This is a genomic window from Brucella sp. LJL56, assembly GCF_054871705.1.
This window is the reverse complement of the sequence record NZ_JBTXLQ010000006.1, coordinates 1-21,127: the sequence shown is the minus strand read 5'-3', so window position 1 is coordinate 21,127 and position 21,127 is coordinate 1. Positions and strand designations below refer to the sequence as shown.

Sequence of the window (21,127 nt, the reverse complement as noted above, 5' to 3'; positions counted from 1 at the left end):
GGAAAGCGTTTATACTACCAAAGTCTGGGTAGCTCACTCATCATATTTGAGCGGCACGGCAACGCATCGTTTGATAGGCGTATTCTGACGGCGCGCGCTGATGGATATCGGCGCTAATCCTGGACCTCTCCAAAAGTATGTCGATCAAGGTATATTGCTATTCTGTGAAGTATTTTCGTCAATTGTTGTTTTAGCTGGAGCTAAATCTGAAATTTTGCTAGATGCGAAGCGCATTTATGAGAATTAGATTAGGAGAGGACTAATATGAAGAAGTATCTTCTAGGCGCTTTGTTCGTTGTTCTGGCAACCCCGTCCTTCGCCTGCACGGCTGAGGAAGTCCAGGCAAAGGCTATGGAAGTCGCCACGAAAATGCAGGAAGTTGCCGCTTCCAATCCCCAGAAAGCTCACGAAATCGCGCAGAAAATGAGCGGTGCCCAGACGCAGGCAACGAGTGATCTCGACGGCGCATGCAAGGTCTATGACGATCTGCTTGCCGATCTCAATTCGTAAGAGCGCCGTAGGTCAACCTCTCGCAACCTTGTTTGCGAGAGGTTGATCGTTCAAGGTGAGGTGATTGACAAGACTTCTGGCCGGTGTGGTTAAGTCATCCAGGGATCGCACAGCGATCACCAGGTTTCTTCTCGCCCATGCGTCAGCAAGCGTTGCAGTCGCAACGGGGAGTGTCTTTCTGAGACGTCGGGCAGCCGTTTGCGGAATGATCGCAATGCCCACATTGGCAGCAACCATATTGCCAACCCCTTCGAAAGTGCGGAGCCTCGTTCTGATTCTAAGCCTACCGCCCATCCGGGTTGCTTGAACTTCGAGGTGCTCCTGCAAAGCGCCAGCGGAAAGGCCTATGAATTGTTCCTGCAGAAGATCGGAGAAGCTCACACGCTTATGTTCGGCCAGTGGATGATGTCTGGCCGTGATCAGCGCCAACTGATCCTTCGCAAACGGAACCAGTTCCAGTCCCGCGGTTTCTGCCGCATCCGATAAAATCCCGATTTCAACGAAACCGCGCAAAACAGCGCGAGCGATGTCGTTACTCTGTCGTTCCTTCAATTCCACATCAATTCGGGGATTTTCCGCCATCCAGGCTGCAAGCCGTGCCGGAAGATATTCGGTGGCGGCGGCGGTATTGGCTGCGACGCGAATAGTCGTGCGCATCGCTTTGGCATGCAGGCCCAATTCGGTATGCATGTCGGCCATTTGCCACATCACAACCCTCGCATGATGGAGGAGCGCTTCGCCAGCTTCCGTGAGGGCAACGCCGCGTCGCCCTCGTTCCAGAAGCGACACCTGGCCTACGGCTTCCATGTCACGCAGGCGTTCGCTCGCAGCGGGAAGCGACAGGCCGACTTCGGCCGCGCCATGCGTGATGCTGCCGGCGTCGGCTACGGCGAGAAACAGGCGGAGGTCCGTGAGATCAAAACGCATAAGCGATAGTAGCGCGAATTCTGCCTATGGAAAAGCCGAAGGCTCTATAAGGAACTTCCGTATTCCGTCTGACAATCATGTCGTTAAAGGAGAAGCATGACTTATTCATTCTGCTTGATCCTGACGATTGCAATTACGTTCCTCGGTGCCGGTTTTGTCAAAGGCGTGACCGGAATGGGACTGCCTACGGTCGCAATGGGCATATTGGGGGCGCTGATATCTCCCCTTGCAGCGGCAAGCCTGTTGATTGTTCCGTCCTTCATTACCAATCTTTGGCAGCTTCTGGCAGGGCCCAGTTTCGGTAAGCTTGTCATTCGTCTTTGGAGCATGATGCTGGCCATTGCGGTCGGGACCATCGCGGGGACTGCGGTCCTGGTCGGCGGGAGTATTGCAATCACCACGTCGATGCTGGGTCTCTCGCTTGTTATCTATGCGACCTATACACTGTTCGCTCGCCAGCTTCAGGTGCCTGCAAGACTTGAGCGTCTGCTGTCTCCGGTTACCGGATTGTTGACCGGCTTGATCGCAGGCGCGACAGGCGTATTCGTCATCCCGGCTGTGCCCTACCTGCAGGCGCTGGGTCTGCGAAAAGACGATCTTGTGCAATCACTCGGGCTTTCCTTCACCATCTCGACAGCCGCGCTTGCGGTCGGACTATCGAGCAGGCAGGCTTATTCTGGCGAACTTCTGCTGGTATCTGTTCTGGCCATCGTTCCGTCGCTGGTCGGCATGTTCCTGGGGCAGGTTTGTCGTCGCAGGATCAGGCCGGAAAACTTCCGCCAATGGTTTCTGATCGGTCTCATGATTCTTGGCCTTGAGATGGCCTTGAGACCGTTGTTCTCGATGAGTTGATGACGGGAGAAAGTTTTTTCCGTTCCGGCAGGCCGATACGGATTTGCTTTCTTGTTCGAATCCGGCAAGGGCAGGATATTGTCTCACCCCCATGGGAACAGTCTTTTGCTTCAGCGGGATTTCGCTGAGCTCCCCTATTATCGGCCTGATTGAATGAATGACCCAGAGAAATCCTGAACAACACCGGTCGCTTGCATTGCGACTGTTCAAACCGGTTCTTGCCGGAGCAACGTTACGAGAACGTTCGATTGCCTGCCTCGGCGCCTTGGTAGGTATTGCGCTGACCGGCTTCATATCGAGTTTTCTGCTGGGAAGTGGTCCCCATCTGCCTTTGATCGTTGCACCAATCGGCGCGTCGGCGGTTTTGCTCTTCGCAGTTCCGACAAGTCCGCTGGCTCAGCCATGGTCGATCATCGGCGGCAATACGATTTCAGCTTTTGTGGGCTTGGCCGTGATTCAGTTTGTCGACGATCCAGCTTTGGCAATCGGTCTTGGTGTTGCTCTCGCCATCGCGGCGATGTCTGTTACCCGCAGCCTTCATCCACCAGGCGGCGCGGCGGCACTGACTGCTGTTCTGGGTGGCTCGGCGGTTGCCAAGTGGGGTTTCCTTTTTCCACTTGTACCGGTCGCGCTGAATTCGTGCCTTCTCGTAGGGGTGGGTATCCTGTTTCACAAACTTTCACGCAGGAAATACCCGCATGTGGCTGCCACTGCTCCCATCAACAAACACAGCACAGTTGATCTGCCGCCTTCGATCCGTATGGGTATCCGTGAGGAAGACATCGACCGGGCGTTGCTTGCTCTGGACGAAAGTTTCGATATTGATCGCAACGATCTTGGACGTTTGTTGCGACAAGTGGAGCTTGAAGTGTCCATTCGTTCACATGGCGACCTGACATGTGCCGATATCATGTCGCGCGATGTCGTCAGCATCGATGAAGATGCGACGGCAAGCCAAGCTCGAGACCTGATCTTGCGGCACAATCTCATGACCTTGCCAGTACGTGCTCTCGATGGGCGCCTGAAGGGTGTAGTCGGTTTACGTGAATTGATGCATCCGGGCGACGATTTCAGAAACTATATCGTGGAGGCTCCAACCGCGTCGCAGGCCGATCCGGTCATGAGCCTTTTGCCCAGCATGACCGACGGGTTGACGCATGCCGTCGTGATCGTCGATGAAATGCGCCGTATCATCGGCTTGGTGTCACAGAGCGATCTTCTGAGCACGCTTGCCCGTTCTCTACCCAGTGAAAAACTGGTGCCTCTGAAAGCGGCATAACCTGCTGGCCTACGCTGCGCTATTGAATTAGAACGATTTTCCGGGCAGGGTTTTCCAGCCCGGAAATCTTCAGCAGGTGATTATGTCCGTCCAGCGTGCGAGCTTCTATATTCTACTGGCACTGGTCACCATCGCTTTTGCGTGGTTGCTGTTGCCTTATTATTCGGCGGTTCTCTGGGCAGTTATCCTCGCCGTGGTTTTCTCGCCGGTACAGCAGCGCCTTGAGCGTCTGCTCGGCGGTCGGAAGAATATTGCCGCTCTGCTTTCCGTGCTGATGTGCATCTGTCTGGTCATCATTCCGATGCTCGCGATTTTCGGCTCGCTGGTACAGGAGGGGAACTCTCTCTATCAACGCCTGAGCAGTCGCGAGTTCGATCTGAACAGCTATATTTCACGTATTCTCAGCGCTTTGCCGGATTCACTGGAGGAGTGGCTGACCCGGTTTGAACTGGGTAATTTTGCCGAATGGCGCTCGCGCATATCGTCTGCGATCATGCAAGGCAGTCAGCTTTTTGCCGGAAAACTCGTCAGCTTCGGCCAGAACACGCTGCAATTCTTCATTGGCTTCGGCATCATGCTTTATCTGCTGTTTTTTCTGTTTCGCGACGGTGCGGATCTTGGACGAAAGATCAGGCAGGCCATTCCGCTTAACGATGACTATACGCGGCAGTTTCTGGAAAAGTTTACCGCCGTCATCCGTGCGACTGTAAAGGGCAATATCATCATCGCCATCATTCAGGGCACGATTGGCGGCGTGACATTTTGGCTTCTAGGAGTGGAAGCGGCCTTGCTCTGGGGCGTTATGATGACATTTCTTTCCATGCTGCCGGCTGTTGGTGCTGCACTTGTCTGGGTGCCGGCGGCAGCTTGGTTTTTTGCAAGCGGGGAATGGATCGGCGGAGGCATTCTGGTTTTCGTCGGCGTATTCGTGATCGGGCTGGTCGATAACCTCCTACGTCCGCCGCTTGTCGGAAAGGGAACTCGCATGCCCGATTACGTCGTTCTGATCTCTACAGTCGGTGGTATTTCGCTGATCGGGATCAACGGTTTTGTGGTCGGCCCGCTGATTGCCGCGATGTTCATTGCCGCCTGGTCGCTTCTGGCAGAAGAGCAGAAGAGCAAGGGTTCTGCGCAACTGCCAAAAGACTAGATCTTCAGGCGACTTTCAGTTCGGCGATGGGAAGTCCGGTTTCGGTCATCTTGTTGTCGACGCCGTTTTCATCGAGAAACTGCTTCATCTCGGCGTAAGTCTCGAACCATGCCCGATTGTATTTGTCGAACAGCGACTGATCCCAATAGTCTTCCAGTCGGAAAGGTTTTTCGCTGAAGACATCATAGCTCGGTATCTTGTAGGTCTCAGCGAATTCAGCCGTGCGGCTGTCATAGGTGAAATAGATGGACGGCACGCCATTGGCCAGCGCCATCAGATTGCCGTGCAGGCGATAACCAAGGACGAGCTGTTGCCTGCGCACCAGTTCCTCGTAATCGGCGACGACATCAGAATAGAACATGCGATGACGATAGAGATTTTCTATCGTCTCGTCGAAATACCAGTCCGCCGTCCAGCGATGGCTCTTCAGCGCTGCGATAGCCTCCTCCTTCTGCTCCGCTGTGCCGAAGACCATTTTCTTTTCATCAATCTCGCCCTGCGCCATCAATGTGACATCGAAACGTCCGGCCATGGATTTGATGAGGTCGCGGTGACGGGTCAGATATTGCCCTATGTCTTGCGCATAGGCAGGTGAAACCTCGCGGCGAACCGTAACGCCGACTTGCGTAACGTTTTCCAGCGGCGGCAACTTGATGCGCAGATGCTGGTTGTTGCGACGAAACGCGGTTGGGCAACCGACGATGCGCACATTGCGAATGCCGATATCGTTCAGCACCTGGGCCGTGTAAGCGCCGCGCACACCGATGGACGTCGTGGAATCTGCAATAATGCGCAGGACCGCCTTGGTCTCTTCGGAAAGCTGGATTTCCCCTCTGACCGGCGCTTGCGCTCCGACGCCGAATGCGATGACCGGCAGTTTCAGCCGTTGTAATACCGGGATCGTGTCACGCCAGTTCATATCCTTGTTGATATAGTTCGAGCCGCGCAAGATCACATAATCATATTCTTCACGCAGCCGATCGATCTTCTCGGGTGAGAAATTGGTGATCGGGAGTTCGGAAGCCTTCTCGTAATTCATTAGCTTCAACGATGACTCGAAGACGAAGGCATCGCCGATGTTATGATAATGATTGATGCTGCCCTGAACGTCGGTGTGACGATACCAGCGGACATTGTCGTGATCGTACACTTCTCCCGCAGGGATCATGACGAGGGCGCGTGCCATACGGTCTTCCTTCTGTTTCACTAAGGTCAAGCCAGGCTCAGCTTGCCTGAGAAAGAGCAGTTTGCGTAACTGCCGGTTTCTGTCTGCGCGGTTTTGATTCACGCAGCCTTTTGTAAAGATCGAGATGGTCCTTGGCGCAGTCGACATAATGGACCGGATTGCGGATCGAATGATGCAACCTGTCCCATATGCTCGGCGCGCTCAGCACTTCTGTAAAGCGGTCGGCCAGATCCTCAGCGCTGCGAACACGGAAATGCAGGCCGTCTTCGCCGTCGCGAATCTTTTCAGCCATGCCGCCGATGTTGGAGCAGATGACCGGGCGGCGATGATGCAGTGCCTCCTGAATGACAATGGGTGAGTTTTCCCACCAGATCGAAGGCATGACCACCCAGTCGACCGACTGCATGAGGCGTGGCATTTCAGCATTCTGGTAAGCACCGTAGAAACGCACGCGCGGGCCAGCCTCTTCAATCAGCTTCTGCATGCGCTCCTGAAAAGCGGGCGGCTGCTTTTCCAGATTGCCGCCGAAGATCATCAACCGGGAATCCTCGCCCCAGACCTGTTCCGGTACACGCGATACGGCATCGACCAGCACATCTATACCCTTGAACGGGTTGATCTGACCGAAAAAGGCAAAGCGGCTGCGACGTGGGTTCGGACCCGTCAGCTCACGCGGAGGGGTAACATCACGGATGGCGATGCCGTTTTCGATGACTGCCATCTTGTCTGGATTGAGACCCCATTCGAGATAGCGATTGGCGAGAAACTTGCTCGGCGAGACGAAGGCGTCGGCCAATTCCAGCATGCCGCGCACAAAGCGTTCTCGCTTGAGGAAACGCGCTGGCGGTATCTGCGGAAAACAGGCGTGGCAATCAATGGGCGATGCCTCGTTACAGAGCTTGGAAGTGCCAGCTTTCACCATCTGGCCGTCATTATTGCAGATGGACAGAAACTCGTGAAACGTCACCAGAATGATGCGATCCGGCAGCGCCTCGCGGATGGCATAGAGCGTTTCAAGCCCGAGGCCTAGAACATGATGGAAATGCACGATATCCGGATCGAAGTCGCGAACGAAGCGCAGCAGGTCGCGGCGGATTTCATCGGTGTTCTTGTTGGACAGATAGAAGTGATCGTACTCATCCGCATGGAACAGGATTTCGTCGCTGGCGCGCCGCATGCTCATGAGCGCCGTCGTGCCATGTCGTGGGATCGGGTGAGCGGCCCGTGCCAGATAGACCGATTGCACACCGGGAACGGTGTTCAACCCCTTGTGCAAATTGTAGGAAGCGATTTCACCGCCACCGAGCGAGATCGAAGGGTGAGCATGTGAGATGACGAGAACACGGAGTTTATCGCTCATGCGGGTTCCTCCGTCTCTACCTTGCGTCTGCCAGCGAGAATGGAGGACCAGCGTGCATCGAAGACCTGCCGGTCAATGCGTTCAATGAGGGCAATGGTCGATGCCCTGTCGGTTACGGATGTGTCGTCAGCTCCAAGCATCTGTGCTGAAGGCAACCAGTAGGAGCGCAAGCCCGATTGTTTCAGTTTCAATCCGAGATCCAATCCCTTTTCATGGGTGCCGAGATAGCCGCGCGTGAAGCCACCGACGGAAAACAGGGCTTCACGCGGAAGGATGCAGCACTCGAATGTTGCCGTTGCCACTTCTGTCAATGACATGCCCGAAACGGCGTCGATGGGGTAACCAGCATATCGACTGATCAGAGCGCGATCTGCCGACATGCCGGATTGCGGTCCAGCAACCCAGGTTCCGGCCCAGCGAATTGAATCATCCTCATAGGCAAGGGTAGGAGAGAGAACGCAGTCCTTGTGCGCTTCATAGGCGCTGACGAGCTTGTTAAGCCATCCGGAGCGGCGCGGCAGCAGTGAGCCGGCCAGAAATATCACCTGATCCGTTGAAACTGTGCGGGCGCCGACTTCGAGCGCATCGTAGAGGTCTTCCGAGCCTGTGGCGGAAACGAGACGGATGCGCAGGCGGTAGAAATCCGCGAGACGTCTGATTTGTACGCCGATACGGTCGATGATCTCGGTCGCAGCCGCGATCACAATCGGCGCAATGCGGGTTTCGGGATCGAGCGCAAGAAGCGCCAGCAAAGGTTCGATTTCCTCGACGCGCTCGTCGATACCGATGATGATCGCAGGTCCGATCGCATCTTCGAAGGGGCCGAGATCGACCACGCCAAAGACTTCCGGCGCGGGCCGGTTGACGCCGCGCAGTAATGGCACGAGCTGCTGATCGACGATATGGCGCAAAGCCCATGCATTCGGATCGGTCGCCCGGATTTGCCGGACGATGGCGTCACGCGAGGTCACGCGGGTAGGGGTCAACGGAAAGAAGGCGCGCCGTCCGTCGCTGATCGCAAGTTCCAGATAGAACGGCGAGGTGCTGTCGCCGGCGAGTTCCGGCGCGAAGGCGACGAAACCATGGGCGTGACGGTTGGGGTCGAGACCTGCATTGAATGGCGGCTGATTATCGAATTCTCGCGTGACGTCCGGTCGGTCGATACGAGTCCAGGTGGTATCGATCTGAATTTCACCGCGATGACGGCGCAGTTTCACGCTTTCCACATGGTTATCGGGATCGAGCAGCCAGCCGGAAATCAGCATTCCACTCCCTTCGACCCGGAAGACGTTGTCTACGCCCATCCGGACAGGAAAGGGAAGGCTGGACACTGTATCTGCACCGTCGAAACGGTTTGCGGCGGAACGCATACGCAGAAGAATGTCCGTCGAGCTGCGTACCCGTGGCAGGATAGCCCGGATATGGCTCGGCGTCTCACGCGAGCCGGACAATAGCCTGCGGTCGTAGACTTCGGTAAAACGCCACCCCCGTCGCCCGCGAAACAAAAGCCGTTCGATATCGGTGGGTTCGACCGGCTCATTGGCAAGCAGAAGACCGGCGAATCCGGAAGCTTCATCATTGAGATCAGGCCGCGCAAAAACACTGACTGCACATTCAGCAAGCGAAGGGTTTTTACCGCTGATCAACAGGCGGGTAACCGCGGGCGTCAGATCCTGTGCCCAGCCCTGCACAAAAATCTCGCCTTCATCGCTGCCGCCGATGAGCTCGATACAGCCGTCGGAGCGGGCTCCCGCCTGCAGCAGAACGGTAATGGCCGAAAGTTTCTTCCGGCTGATAGGGCCGGAAATCAGGCCTTCGACCAGTTCATCAATGACGCCCGGCAAGCTCGGTCCGGCTAGATCGCCGATCATAGCGACAAAATCGGCAATGGAAGCAGAGCGCGATGCGAAATTATAGCGAGCGACTTTTGCGCGGTGCTGGAACATGATCGTCTTGAGGGTGCCGCGGCGCAAAGCACCTGTTGGCACGATGGCGACAAAGCCATGCGTCCCGGCAGGCGAAGGTTCTTTGAGCGACCATGTAATCAGACTTGTCTTCACGCTCATGGCGGGGTCGCCATTGAGAAAAGCTGTTACCTGATCGTTTGCGGCACTGCCTATGCCGAGCACCAGCACCAGCGTGTCTTCGATCACGCTGCCGACGACCATCTCGCCCTCCATCATCATGGGAGGACGATCCGGTGACCGGGTCGGCCGTGCGGTCGGCTGTTGCGTAAAGGGTCTTTCGTCTTGCGCCATGAGATGTTTCCTCAGGGCATAACCGCAAGGGTCAGCAGGGCGCCAGCGACGAAACCGGCCAAAACGGCAGCCAGCAAGAACAGGAACTTGAGGTCACCGCCGCTGCGCTTGCGAACGTCATCGATGCGTTGTTCCAGTCCCGCAACAACGCCGTCCATGCGCATTATGTGCACGTCAAGTTCGGTCATGCGCTGATGGAGATCAGTGCGCAGGCCGTCGACGGAACTTGCAATGTCGAGCAGTTCTGCCGGGGCGGCATTGCCGGATGCGTCAAGAGTAGGCGCGACGCGCTGCAGCGAACGCTGATTGACTTGCAACTGGCGCTGCGCCGCCATCAACATGTCGAGCTTGTCCAGAATGCGCGTCATCGGAGCGGCGATAAGCGCTTCGGCTGCCTGTTCGTCGGGCTTCGGCACGCGCAGCTTCTGCTCCGTGCCGGAGGCATTGGCCGCGACCACCACGAGTTCGCCAGCCCGAGCGGCTGCGAATTGCGGTAGCATCACTTCAAAAGCGTGCTTGCCGTCGCCGATACCGTTGCGCTTCAGGTCAGGACGATCCTTGTCGGCGGGCGCTTCAGCAATAGGCTTGTCGTCCAGTAGAACGCGGATCAGAAGCCGTTCTGTCGGAACGGATGGATCGAAGGCCCAACCATAGAGACGGCCTTCCTCGATGGCGTCAACGCGTCCTTTCATGGCTTCGGTCCTTTGAGGTCCGGCTGCGGCATTGGGTGCTGCTGCCTGCTTTGTTTCCCCCTCGGATGGAACTTTGGTCGCGATGTTCATGATTTACCTCTTATGCTGCCTCGACACGTGCGATACGCAATGTCCCGATCAGATCGAGATAGCGTGCGGCGGTAGTGTCGATGGTATCCGGATGACGCGCATTCTCGCTGAGTGACTGGCGCAAATCCGGGTTTTCCGCCATTCGACGCATCGCCTGGGCGAGCGCGAGCGGATCATTTGGCGGAACGGTGAGGCCATTCACCTCATTTTCAATCATCTCGGCCATTCCGCCGATATTGCTACATATGACAGGACGGTTTTGTCCCTGTGCTTCCTGAATGACGAGCGGGGCATTTTCCCACCATATCGACGGCATGATCGCGCAATCGACGGCCTGGATCAGTTGGGCAATGTCCTCCCGGCGATAAGCACCCCGACGCTGGACGGAGGGGTATGTCTCGGCAAAGAGCCGCTCGATTTCATTGACGAAGCTCTCGCTTTGAAATGGTGCTGCACCATGCACGCGCAGTTCGAAATCGAAACCCTCTGAAATAAGCTGCTGTGCAGCTTCAAGCAGGACTGTTGCGCCCTTCCACGGATTGAGATTGCCGAAATAGCCGAAGACCGGTTTGCTGCGTTCCACTGGCTTTAGATCGACCGCAGGCCGTTCCGGCTGGCCGTTGGGTATGACGCTGATCAGCTCTTCAGCAAGGCCCCATTCGACATAGCGTTGCTTGAGAAATTCGCTCGGAGAAACGAATGCATCGACGGCGCTGAGGAGCGATTTGATATGCCGTTCGCGCAGTACAAACTTATCCAGCGCAATGTCCTTGAAACAAGCGTGACAGCGGTCGGGACTCGCCCCATGGCACAGTTCCTTGCCACTGGTGCGGACCATCAATCCATCATGGTGGCAGATGGGGTAATAGTCGTGCAAAGTCAGAACGATACGGCAATCGGGTAAAGTGCGACGCACGATATGTGGAAATTCGGCGCCGAGCAAAAGCAGATGGTGCAGATGGACGACATCGGGCCGGAAGTCTTGCAATAGCTCGACAATGTCGGGAACGATCCCGTAAAGGTCGATCTGACTCATGTAGAAGCGGTCGAAATGGCCAGACCAGAGCAGGATTTCATCGCCGCCATTGCCGATGCTCTGAAAGCTTGTGCCGGGGCGGGCCTCACGATGCACCTTGTTGGTAGCCCCCATAAACATGGCTTCGCAACCGGCGCGCTGATAGGCCCGAAACAGGTCGTGTGCGAAAATCTCCGTTCCACCGGGATGCAGTGACGGGTGGTTGTGGGCTGCTATAAGGACGCGCGGCGCCATCAGACAGCACCTCGCGAGGCGATGAAAATATCCTGATAGTGATCGGCCTCAATGCCACGCCAGTGGCCGAAGGATTTGGCGTCGAGCGTCAGTTTTGCACCGGCAAGCGCGCGATCCAGAAAGCCGTTTTCAAATCCCACAGCCGCAAGCGGTGGCAATTCGGGAACAAACCAGCACGGTCCGCTGCCGTGGCGTTCAAATGCAAGTCGCTTGTCGCGCTTGCCGTAGCGGTCACGCGCGGCCACGTCATCCACCACGAAAGCCGTCATGAACAGCTTTCCACCGGGAGCGAGAACACGAGAAACCTGATCGAGATAGGTTTTGACTTCATCTGACGGCAGATGCGTGACCACTGACGTCATGATGACGAAATCGAAGCTCTTGTCCGCGAACGGCAGGACAAGATTAAGCCCGCTGACCGAACCTTTGGGATTATAGAGGTCGTGGGCGATATCGATGTGATGGAACTCGAAGTTCGGATAGCGCGATGTTATGTTCTGGCGGCACCAGTTCACGCCACCTGCCACGGGGTCGATACCAGAATAACGTGTCTCCGCCGGATCGAGATACTGCGTCAGCGGCACCGCCATGCGACCGATCCCCGAACCGATATCGAGCACGCGCGCGTCAGGACGAAGCCCACCCTTGCGAATGAAATGACCGAGAAACTCGGCACCCACCGCACGATAATCACCGTCGCCGACGAACACATTGTTCGGATCGGGTGAAGGCAGAAAGCGGTTCTTCAGAACCGACTGCATCAACCAGTCGATCTGCGCATCCGGTATTGCTGGTTTGGCTTCAGGTTCTGGCTGTTTCAGCGCTACCACGTCCGTCAAGCGGCGCTCCTTTCAGATTTGGTCATAATCACATTCGACAGATCGGCAGTGCCTTCCTGTTCCTGTGGTGCGACCATCAATTCAGTAATGTCATCATCCCAGCGCTGTGTGTGGAGCCAGGAATTATATTGGCTGGCGAGGCCGCGCATATAATCCGCACTACGACGGATCGAGCGGCGCTCGAAATGGTAAAGTGTTACGGAAGGCTCATAGAATATTTGGAAGCCGAGTTGTCTAATCTTCAGGCACAGATCGCTATCCTCATAGTCGCCGATGACATAGTCTTCCGTATAACCACCGACGAGATCGAAGATATCCTTGCGCGTTATCAGGCAGGCACCGGTGACGCCTGGCACTTCTCGCGGCCTGAGCGCTGGCGGATAGTTGCCCGGCATGCCCTTGTAATAGTGGTGATTCAGCCAGATGCCTTGGCGGTCTCGGGCGAAATAAAGCCCTGCATGCTGAAGCGAACCATCCTCGAACAGAAGGCGAGGACCGATGGCTCCGAGCTTAGGCTGATCAAACAAAGGCTGGATGAGTTGTTGCAGCCAGCCATATTCGGCGGGCACAACGTCGGAATTCAGCATCACGATGGTTGTTCCTGTCGCAATGCTGGCACCGGCATTGCAAGCACGCGCATAGCCGCCATTGCGGTTCATGATTGCGAGCTTGAACGGCATGTCGTGTAGAATGTGCAATCCGCCCAGCATATGTTCGGTGTCGTCCTGAATCTCGGGCGAATCCAGCACGAAGATGAACTCTGCGTTTTCCATCAGCCAAGGGTCCGTAGCCATGGATGAGAACTGGAAACGCAGGAAGTCAAGATTGCGATAAAGTGGAATGACGATGGATGCGAGCGGGGAGGACGGCGTCTTTCCGTAATCCTTCACCTCGGATATACGCACCGTTGTAGCGAGCTTCTTCTCAACTTCGGTGAGAGCCGGCCCCAGAATATGCGAGAAGACTTGCGGCCTAGCCTGTTGGGGCGGTACAGACCGCAAAATGCGGTTACGCTGCGCCGATGGCTCGAAGGGCTGTGGTGCGGGTATCAGGGGTGCGGTCGTGCCGGACGCAAGACGCATCTGAAATCGCGGCTGCAAGAGAGGGCCAAGATTCTGCACCGAGGGAAGCCAGGCGACAAAGCCTGTCACATCCTGTTGTGGTGCATCTTCCCGTTTCGCGATTTTGCCAGGAAATTTATGAAAGTTGGGCTTTAGCGACAATGCACTGCCGCCTTCCGGTAGATATTCGATATCTGCAAGCATGGTGGCCGGATCGTGCATCCATCCGCCCACGATCAATCCGCCGTCAAGCGCCAGAGCGAGATCGATTTCCGCCGCCGGGTGTGTGGCGGACTGCGCGATCTGGCGAACAGGCAGCGGCGTGCGTGTTTGCAGGTCTATGGCGACCGCCGCACCGGCGGGACTTAGCTTACCAAGCTGGCGAACAAGAAATTCCCGCAACGCGCCATTGCCCTGCCATTTGGTCCACCACTTGGCAAAATCTGTTTGTTCGCCGCTTGTCGTGGCAAGCTTGCGAACGGCAACGCCTTTCGGACCGGTGAGCACCAGCAACAGCGGTGATGGCAGATTCTGTGCCGATTCCAGTAAAAAGTGACAAGGCTGCCAGGCGTTACGGGCCTGTTTGCCCACCACAAATCTCGGTGGAATGGCCATGACGCTGCCGGAAGTGATGCCGTAGATGGCAGAAATCTCGCCCAGCATCGGGTCGACCGCTGTTTCAAGGAGATGATGTCCCTGAACCGGTTCGCCGCAATGCTGGGCCTCGCGCGGTTCCGGCGTCAAAGCGAAAGTCAGGTCACGCACGAGGGATGCGAAAGTCTGGTTTCGCGAAAGACGGAAAGCGCCGCGCCACGTGGTCAGAATATTTGTGAGAAGCTTGATATGTCCGGGCAGGGTGAGTTCGCTCACGACATATTCAACGTCGAAGGGAGCAAGTTCGTTGGCCGGATACACGATAGCCTGAGCCGTCGGGCCAAGCGAGCCTGCGGAGAGCGAAAGTTCAACCGGCTCATTGCTTGTACGCATCGCCCAGAACATGCGTAGGCCACCATTTTCGAGCGGAATGCCAACGCTTAGCAGGGGAACCGGCTGAACCGGCATTTCAAATGTGCATTTGGTGGTCGTGCGAGCCGGGCCCGGGATATCCCAGATGATCACAGCGACATCGGCGCAAAGACGACAAATGGAGAGGTTCTCGGTTTTGCTTTCAGTGTCCGCCGAATGGTCGAGATTCAATGTGAGGCCCTTTCATTCTTGCAGGAAGATCCGGCTTGCCGGAAGGTCCGGGCACGCAAAAATGGGGAAGATGCGTGCCCGGTGAAGACAAAACATGCCCGGCGGGAGGATTGCCGGGCATGCTCTCAATTGTTCAATTAGTGAACAGTGAAGTACTGGTCCGGATGAGCCTGTACGTCGTCTGCATTTGTGTTCACGAGGGTAACGGTGTCGCCATTGCCGAGATCGACAAGGACATTGCCACCAACCTGCGTGACACGATCGGCAAGATCGTCTGCGGAAGAGATATCAAGGCCATTGATGCCCTTCTGAATCTGCAGAATGTCTTCACCGGGATTGAAGTCGAGAATGACGTCGTTTCCGCCGCCACCATTGAACAGGAATGTATCGCTGCCATTTCCGCCGATGAGAACATCATTTCCAGCGCCGCCATCGAGGATGTCGTTGCCGTTCCCACCGTAGAGAATGTCATTATGTGCGCCGCCATAGAGCAGGTCGGAGCCGTTGCCGCCCTGGAGAATGTCATCTCCATTGCCGCCAAACAGCACGTCGCTGCCATTACCGCCGCTCAGGACGTCGTTTCCTTCATTACCGAAGAGAATGTCGTTCCCGTTTTCGCCGAACAGGGTATCGTTACCCGTGCCGCCGAAAAGGATGTCACTCCCGTTGCCGCCGAAGACAGTGTCGTTACCATCGCCTCCGAATACGAGATCATCACCGCCATGGGCGCGGATGAAATCGTCAAAGCGGGAGCCGAACAACACGTCGTCGTAGGCGCCGCCTTCTAAAGTGGCCATCTGCTTCTCCTTGTGTTCCTGTATGGGGTTTCCACAAGCCGGAATGCTCCGACCATTATGCTCTTAGTAGTCTGCTCTGCATTAACTGGAATTGCAACATTGGTAATTGGTATAATTTGGGCAGCGATAAGTAACAAATTATTACCATTAATTTATATTACAGTTATGTAAACACAAATATGAAATGTATTTATCATTATAATAATTTCTATTTACATTGTATTTTGAATGAATTTATTTCAAAATTTGAAATGCAGGATAATTTTGAAAAAATATGACTTTATTTCAAATAGATGACGCCGCACATGAGAAATCATGCGCGGCGCTCCTGTTTTCTGAAATTTCAACCCAGGTATGAGTTCTACTATAAAATACTATTGTTATTAATCCTCGCGGAATGCCCGGTTCAAACTATCTGTGATAGGTGAAACCAAGTAATCGATAGCGCGACGTTCCTTGTGCACGATAATTATTTCAGCGGGCATACCAGGATAAAGTCGGGCAGTCGGATTTGCAGCAAGTGATGCCGGAGTAATTTCGGCACGCGCCACGAAAAATGCAGTATCCGTCTTCTCGTCGAGTGATTGATCCGCAGCGATATAGGTCAGTTTGCCGTCGAGCGGTGCCATGGAGCGCTGATTATAGGCAGTCAACCGGATCTGTGCGCCCGCACCAACCGAAATACTGTCGATATCGCGCGGGCTGATTTTCATTTCGACCACGAGAGGTTCGTTTTCGGGAACGATGTCCATGATCGCTTCGCCCGGCGCGATAACGCCGCCCGGTGTGCGTAGCCGGATATTTGCGACGATGCCATCCTGCGGCGAACGAACCTCCACACGCCGCATCACATCCTTGGCTGCAACGATACGCTCCTGTGCGTCCGAAAGTTCGACCTGGCTTGACGTGATTTCGCCGGCGATTTCGGACTGGAGGTCGCTTTCGATTCCCGTCAGGGCGAATTCCGCTCCGGCTTTTGCCTGCTCGGCCTTTGCCTTGTCACCGGCATATTCACCACGATCACCTGCAAGCTGGCTGAGACGTGTATCGATTTCTGTGAGTTTCGATTTCTGGGCAAAGCCTTTTGCTACAAGACTGGCGATGGCTTTGCGCTGATCGCTGATGAGTTCGATCTGCCGGTCTGTGGCAGCTATCTGCGATGTGGAAGCCTTTGCCTGCTCGGTATATTGCTCGATGGTCTTCTGCTGGATATCGATCTTGCTCAGTTTCTGCGCAAGCCGCTTCTGGAAAAAGATGTTTTCGGCGCGGATGGCATTTTGTGCGTTCTCACCGTCGTCTGCAAAGCCATCCGGAAAGCTGATTTCTTTCTCGCCCGATTGCTCGGCGCGCAGGCGAGCCAGTTTAGCAATCAAGCCGACGCGTCTGCTTTCCAGTGACTGGAGATCGGAGCGGGCTTTGGTGTCGTTAAGCCGGAGGAGTGGCTGGCCGACCTTGACGACATCACCTTCCTGCACGAGCAGGCGATCAAGAATGCCGCCTTCGAGATGACTGATCGTCTTGCGTTTGGAATCGACAATCACCGTACCCATTGCGACCGCCGCGCTTCCCAGATTGGCAGAATAGGCCCAGGCGAAGAAACCACCGAAAGCGACCCCGATGGTGGCGAGACCTGCAATGATGAGGCCGCGCAAAGGCGATCTCGAATCCTCTCGTTCCAGATCCAACGCCCATTCAGGTTTGACGCTGCCGAAACGGGTGAGTGTCTTGTGATCCGACGATTCTGCACGCGGCGCGAGCAGGCTGGAAACACGACGAGGAATAACAGATTTACCCATCATGCGGTTGCTGCTCCCATTTGCGAGCCGTTGCTGGCAGGTGTCAGTGAAGCGACGACATCGGTGCGTGGGCCGAACTGCGAGATGCGCCCGTTTTCGAGCACGAGCAGCTTGTCGGCGACCTGCATGATAGATGGTCGATGTGCGATCATGATGACAATGGCGCCATCGTCACGGGCGTGTTCGACGGCACGGATCAGCGCACGTTCGCCAACGGCATCGAGATTTGAATTCGGTTCATCGAGAACGATCAGGCGAGGGCGGTTGTAGAGGCACCGGGCCAGCCCGATTCTCTGGCGCTGACCACCGGACAGCGTCAGGCGACCGTCGCCGACCGGCGTATCATAGCCGAGCGGCATGCGCCCGATCATTTCATGGACATCGGCAAGGCGTGCGGCTTCCAGCACACGGTGTGGGTCGCTGTCACCCATGCGGGCGATGTTGTCCTTGATCGTTCCGTCAAGCAGGGAGACAGACTGCGGCAGGTAACCGGCAATCTCGCCGAACGAGCCACGCTCCCAGAGATAAACGTTGTTACCGTCGAGAAAAACGCCGCCTGACGATGGTTTCACAATGCCGATCAGCAATCGGGCCAGGGTCGATTTACCCGCAGCCGAAGGGCCAACGACGCCCAGCACTTCACCCGGTGAAATCGAGAAAGAGATACCCTTGATGATTGGGACATCCACGCCGGGAGCGGCATAGATCAGCTTGTCGATTACGAGGTCGCCATTGGGCCTCGGCGTCGGCATCGTCTGGCGCACGGCCAGATTTTCCGACAGCAATGACTGAACGCGCTTCCAGCTCGCGATTGCACTTACCCACTGACGCCAGTTTTCCACAATGCGATCGAATGGCATCAGCAAACGACCGATGATGATGCTGGTCGCGATCATTGCGCCAGGCGTGATCTCCTGCTGCATGGCGAGGAGTGTGCCTATACCGAGCGATCCTATCTGGATGATAAAGCGGGCCGTGCGGGCAATCGAGGAAAGGGCGCGGGCGCGGGTTCCGCCAAGGTCAAGCGCTTCGAGCGAATTGAGCTGCATCGTGCGCCAGCGGCGAGCGAGTGCCGGGAGCATGCCCATGGCTTCGATGACTTCGGCATGGCGCAAACTGCTGCCGATCTTTGAAACCGATTCGATGTTGGCTTGATTCGCCTCCTGAATCAGATTGCGGGTCAGGAGGTCCGTCAGCACGCCGCATGCGATAAGAATAATGACGGCGACGAGGCCGATCACGCCCAGCATAGGGTGTAACAGGAACAGCACGCCGAGGAAGATCGGCGACCATGCCGCATCAAGCGGAGCATTGATGGCGGGGGATGTAAGGAAGCTGCGCAATTCGTTGAGATCGCGAAGTGTCTGCGTCGCTTTCGGCATGCCCTGATTCACAGAGGCTTGCACTGCCGCTGTCAGAACCGCGAGGTTCAGGCGACGCACGAGCGCACTGCCCATGGCCTGGAACGACAGCGAGCGGATATATTCCAGCACGCCGAACACCAGCATGGCACCGATAGCGAGCACAGTCAGCATGGTGAGCGTGTCCATGCTTCGGCTGTTCAGGACCCTATCATGCACCTGCAACATATAGAGTGGTACAGTGAGTTGTAGCAAATTGATACAGGCACTCAGCAGTACCGCATAAAGTAGTCCCGATAGGAAAACGCGGCGGGCCTTGAAAATCAGGCCTTTGGGCGTAGTTACCGAATCGTCTTGCCCCTTTTTGTGCGTGGGGCTCTTGCCAATCGATTTGATTTCGCGAGTATCATTCATACGCTATCTGCCTTGGAATGGTCACAGGTGGCGGATATCCCTAAAAACTGTGTGCTAGTTCTCAAGTTCAGTAAAGTAATACTGCAGAGAATGTGACAGAAAAAAGGTTCTTACGGCGGGGAAATGCGAAAGGAGCAAAGAAAATATAACTGCAAATTTCTTCAAAATTTGAAGTAAAATTGAAAATGGAGAGCAAAAGATGCAAAAACTTCTACACGAGGGAGTGGAAGTCGAAACATCAGTCGATGGCTTTACTGCCGTTGATTTTCCTGAAGTTACCGCCGAAAAACAGGAACGCAGACATCCGGTGCATACAGTCGTTATCACGCATTTCGAACTGGCCCGGATGATAGAACGAGTGAATCGCCGCTTTGTGAGCTTGCTGAAAACCGAGCTGACGAAATTAGGCGTGGAGGATATCGGTCCGGCCCAGACCTTGGTTCTGATGGCTATCGGCGATGTCGAGCTCACTGTGGGTGAACTATTGGATCGCGGACATTACGTCGGTTCAAACATTTCCTATTATCTCAAACAGCTTACAGATGGTGGGTATGTCGATCGCGTTGCCTCGCAGAGAGACAAGCGGTCCGCACGTATTCGACTGACGGATAAGGGTGAACGGCTGTGTGCAAGCTTGCGCAATGCAAGCAGGGCCTACAACCATATCCTTACCCGGGATGATGACGATCTCAGAAATCTTGAGATTGCCTATCAGACCCTGCATAGACTGGAACTCGTGTGGGGTAATGCCGCACGATTTGGCATTTGATGTGTTGCGACGATTTTTGGCCGCTAGCCGAGCACGTTTTGTAACATGCGTATAGCATTTGTGCACCGGCGTGGTTTCGGTCAGTTTGCTGCGTTAGCCGAGAATCTGGCTACCAGTGGACATGATGTAAGCCTGATTTGCGAGACAGTGGACCGTCGCCTCCCAGCGGTCCGTGTCATCCGTCACAGAGTAGAATCTGGTCCTCGCACCGGCGGTGCGATGGCCAGATATCTTGAAGTACCCGATCATCACACGAGGATCGGGTACCGTGTGGCCGAAACCCTGGAATCCATGGCCCGTCACGGTCAAGCACCCGATATCGTCGTCGGTCATATAGGTTGGGGCAGCATGATGTTCGTCAAGGACGTGCTGCCCTCATCTGCCGCTCTTGGTTACTGTGAGTTTTTCTATCGCTCCAATGGCGCGGATGTGGGCTTTGCTCCTGACGACAAACCGGACATCGAGACCCGCAAGCGCTTGCGCCTGCGCAACATGGCACAGCTCGTCACACTTGAGGGAATTGATGGCGGGTTTAGTCCAACGCATTGGCAGAAAAGCCTTTACCCGCGTTCCGTGCAGAATCGCATTGCCGTGGTGCATGAGGGGGTGGATACAAAACTCTTCTATCCGGATCGCCACGCAGCAATTCAATTACCGGATGGGCGGACGCTGAAGGCAGGGGAATCGCGCGTCATTACATTCGTCGCCCGCGATCTCGAGCCATATCGTGGATTTCCGCAAGCGTTGGAAGCTGCCGCCAAGGTCATTCGACAGAACGATGATGCGATCTTCGTTTTTGTCGGGGGCGATGGCGTCAGCTATGGAACGCCGCCGCCGGGCGGCGGTTCCTGGCGGGAACATCTCGTCAAGAATTTCGATCTTCCGCCCGATCGCATCGTGTTCCCAGGCACAATTCCGCATGCCCAGTTGCGCAAACTCTATCAGATATCGACCGCTCATATCTATCTGACTTATCCGTTCGTCTTGTCCTGGTCGGTTGTGGAAGCGATGGCTTGCGGCGCGCTTATCATCGGTTCGGATACGCCGCCTGTGCGGGAAGTGATCCGCTCGGGGCAGAACGGCCTGCTTGTGCCATTTTTTGATACGGATGTGTTGGCGGAAGTGATCATGAATGTTCTGCGCGACCCTGACGCGTGTTTGCAGATGCGTGCCGCAGCGCGCCGGACTGTCGAAAATCGGTTCAGGTTGTCGGATTGTTTACAACAGCAAAAAACCTTGATCGACGCAGTATTGACCGGACAATAATCATTATGTGGCGACAATCGGGCATTAAAAGCCAGATGATGAAATATAAAATG

Annotated in this window: 17 protein-coding genes; 6 read left to right on the top strand and 11 right to left on the bottom strand. The window is 55.5% G+C overall.

The features are described 5' to 3' along the window. The first annotated feature begins 264 nt into the window (after positions 1–264). Entirely contained in the window at positions 265–510 is a 246-nt protein-coding gene (locus ACYSN1_RS16325) for a hypothetical protein (RefSeq protein ID WP_461726654.1), read from the top strand. A 12-nt stretch (positions 511–522) separates the two neighbouring features. On the opposite strand, the gene ACYSN1_RS16320 is transcribed toward ACYSN1_RS16325, so the two are convergent. Then, complete coding sequence (locus tag ACYSN1_RS16320; RefSeq protein ID WP_461726653.1) at positions 523–1,437, bottom strand: LysR family transcriptional regulator; 915 nt, start codon at positions 1,435–1,437, stop codon at positions 523–525. Between the two features lie 96 nt (positions 1,438–1,533). Here ACYSN1_RS16320 and ACYSN1_RS16315 point away from each other — a divergent pair, with 96 nt between their 5' ends. From ACYSN1_RS16315 to ACYSN1_RS16305, 3 genes are all read left to right on the top strand, one after another. Continuing rightward, positions 1,534–2,289 carry a sulfite exporter TauE/SafE family protein gene (locus tag ACYSN1_RS16315; RefSeq protein WP_461726652.1) on the top strand — a complete coding sequence of 252 codons (756 nt, stop codon included), beginning with the start codon at positions 1,534–1,536 and terminating at the stop codon, positions 2,287–2,289. A 157-nt stretch (positions 2,290–2,446) separates the two neighbouring features. Next, on the top strand, positions 2,447–3,568 hold the full coding sequence (locus tag ACYSN1_RS16310; RefSeq protein ID WP_461726651.1) for an HPP family protein: 1,122 nt from the start codon (positions 2,447–2,449) through the stop codon (positions 3,566–3,568). Positions 3,569–3,650: 82 nt separating this feature from the next. Next, complete coding sequence (locus tag ACYSN1_RS16305) at positions 3,651–4,718, top strand: AI-2E family transporter (RefSeq protein ID WP_461726650.1); 1,068 nt, start codon at positions 3,651–3,653, stop codon at positions 4,716–4,718. 4 nt (positions 4,719–4,722) lie between these two features. On the opposite strand, the gene ACYSN1_RS16300 is transcribed toward ACYSN1_RS16305, so the two are convergent. From ACYSN1_RS16300 to ACYSN1_RS16255, 10 genes are all read right to left on the bottom strand, one after another. Further along, positions 4,723–5,904: a polysaccharide pyruvyl transferase family protein gene (locus ACYSN1_RS16300; RefSeq protein ID WP_461726649.1), complete on the bottom strand. Its 1,182-nt coding sequence runs from the start codon at positions 5,902–5,904 to the stop codon at positions 4,723–4,725. Between the two features lie 37 nt (positions 5,905–5,941). Beyond that, positions 5,942–7,264 (bottom strand): glycosyltransferase family 4 protein, encoded by a 1,323-nt coding sequence (locus tag ACYSN1_RS16295; RefSeq protein ID WP_461726648.1) that lies wholly within the window; start codon positions 7,262–7,264, stop codon positions 5,942–5,944. Continuing rightward, positions 7,261–9,522: a glycosyltransferase family 2 protein gene (locus tag ACYSN1_RS16290; RefSeq protein ID WP_461726647.1), complete on the bottom strand. Its 2,262-nt coding sequence runs from the start codon at positions 9,520–9,522 to the stop codon at positions 7,261–7,263. Before ACYSN1_RS16290 ends, ACYSN1_RS16295 begins: the two co-directional genes overlap by 4 nt. An 11-nt stretch (positions 9,523–9,533) precedes the next feature. Then, positions 9,534–10,304, bottom strand: coding sequence for a hypothetical protein (locus ACYSN1_RS16285; RefSeq protein ID WP_461726646.1), 771 nt, complete (start codon positions 10,302–10,304; stop codon positions 9,534–9,536). Between the two features lie 10 nt (positions 10,305–10,314). Beyond that, on the bottom strand, positions 10,315–11,574 hold the full coding sequence (locus ACYSN1_RS16280; RefSeq protein ID WP_461726645.1) for a glycosyltransferase family 4 protein: 1,260 nt from the start codon (positions 11,572–11,574) through the stop codon (positions 10,315–10,317). After that, entirely contained in the window at positions 11,574–12,413 is an 840-nt protein-coding gene (locus ACYSN1_RS16275) for a class I SAM-dependent methyltransferase (RefSeq protein WP_461726644.1), read from the bottom strand. The genes ACYSN1_RS16280 and ACYSN1_RS16275 overlap by 1 nt, the downstream gene beginning before the upstream one ends. Continuing rightward, positions 12,410–13,207, bottom strand: coding sequence for a glycosyltransferase (locus ACYSN1_RS16270; RefSeq protein ID WP_461726789.1), 798 nt, complete (start codon positions 13,205–13,207; stop codon positions 12,410–12,412). Before ACYSN1_RS16270 ends, ACYSN1_RS16275 begins: the two co-directional genes overlap by 4 nt. A 1,601-nt stretch (positions 13,208–14,808) precedes the next feature. Next, positions 14,809–15,468 carry a calcium-binding protein gene (locus ACYSN1_RS16265; protein WP_461726643.1) on the bottom strand — a complete coding sequence of 220 codons (660 nt, stop codon included), beginning with the start codon at positions 15,466–15,468 and terminating at the stop codon, positions 14,809–14,811. A gap of 383 nt (positions 15,469–15,851) precedes the next feature. After that, complete coding sequence (locus ACYSN1_RS16260; protein WP_461726642.1) at positions 15,852–17,267, bottom strand: HlyD family type I secretion periplasmic adaptor subunit; 1,416 nt, start codon at positions 17,265–17,267, stop codon at positions 15,852–15,854. Further along, positions 17,264–19,039 carry a type I secretion system permease/ATPase gene (locus tag ACYSN1_RS16255; protein WP_461726641.1) on the bottom strand — a complete coding sequence of 592 codons (1,776 nt, stop codon included), beginning with the start codon at positions 19,037–19,039 and terminating at the stop codon, positions 17,264–17,266. The genes ACYSN1_RS16260 and ACYSN1_RS16255 overlap by 4 nt, the downstream gene beginning before the upstream one ends. Positions 19,040–19,238: 199 nt before the next feature. Here ACYSN1_RS16255 and ACYSN1_RS16250 point away from each other — a divergent pair, with 199 nt between their 5' ends. Next, positions 19,239–19,808: a MarR family winged helix-turn-helix transcriptional regulator gene (locus tag ACYSN1_RS16250; protein WP_010658636.1), complete on the top strand. Its 570-nt coding sequence runs from the start codon at positions 19,239–19,241 to the stop codon at positions 19,806–19,808. Between the two features lie 45 nt (positions 19,809–19,853). After that, positions 19,854–21,074, top strand: a complete 1,221-nt coding sequence (locus ACYSN1_RS16245; RefSeq protein WP_461726640.1) for a glycosyltransferase family 4 protein — start codon at positions 19,854–19,856, stop codon at positions 21,072–21,074. The last annotated feature ends 53 nt before the right edge of the window (positions 21,075–21,127 follow it).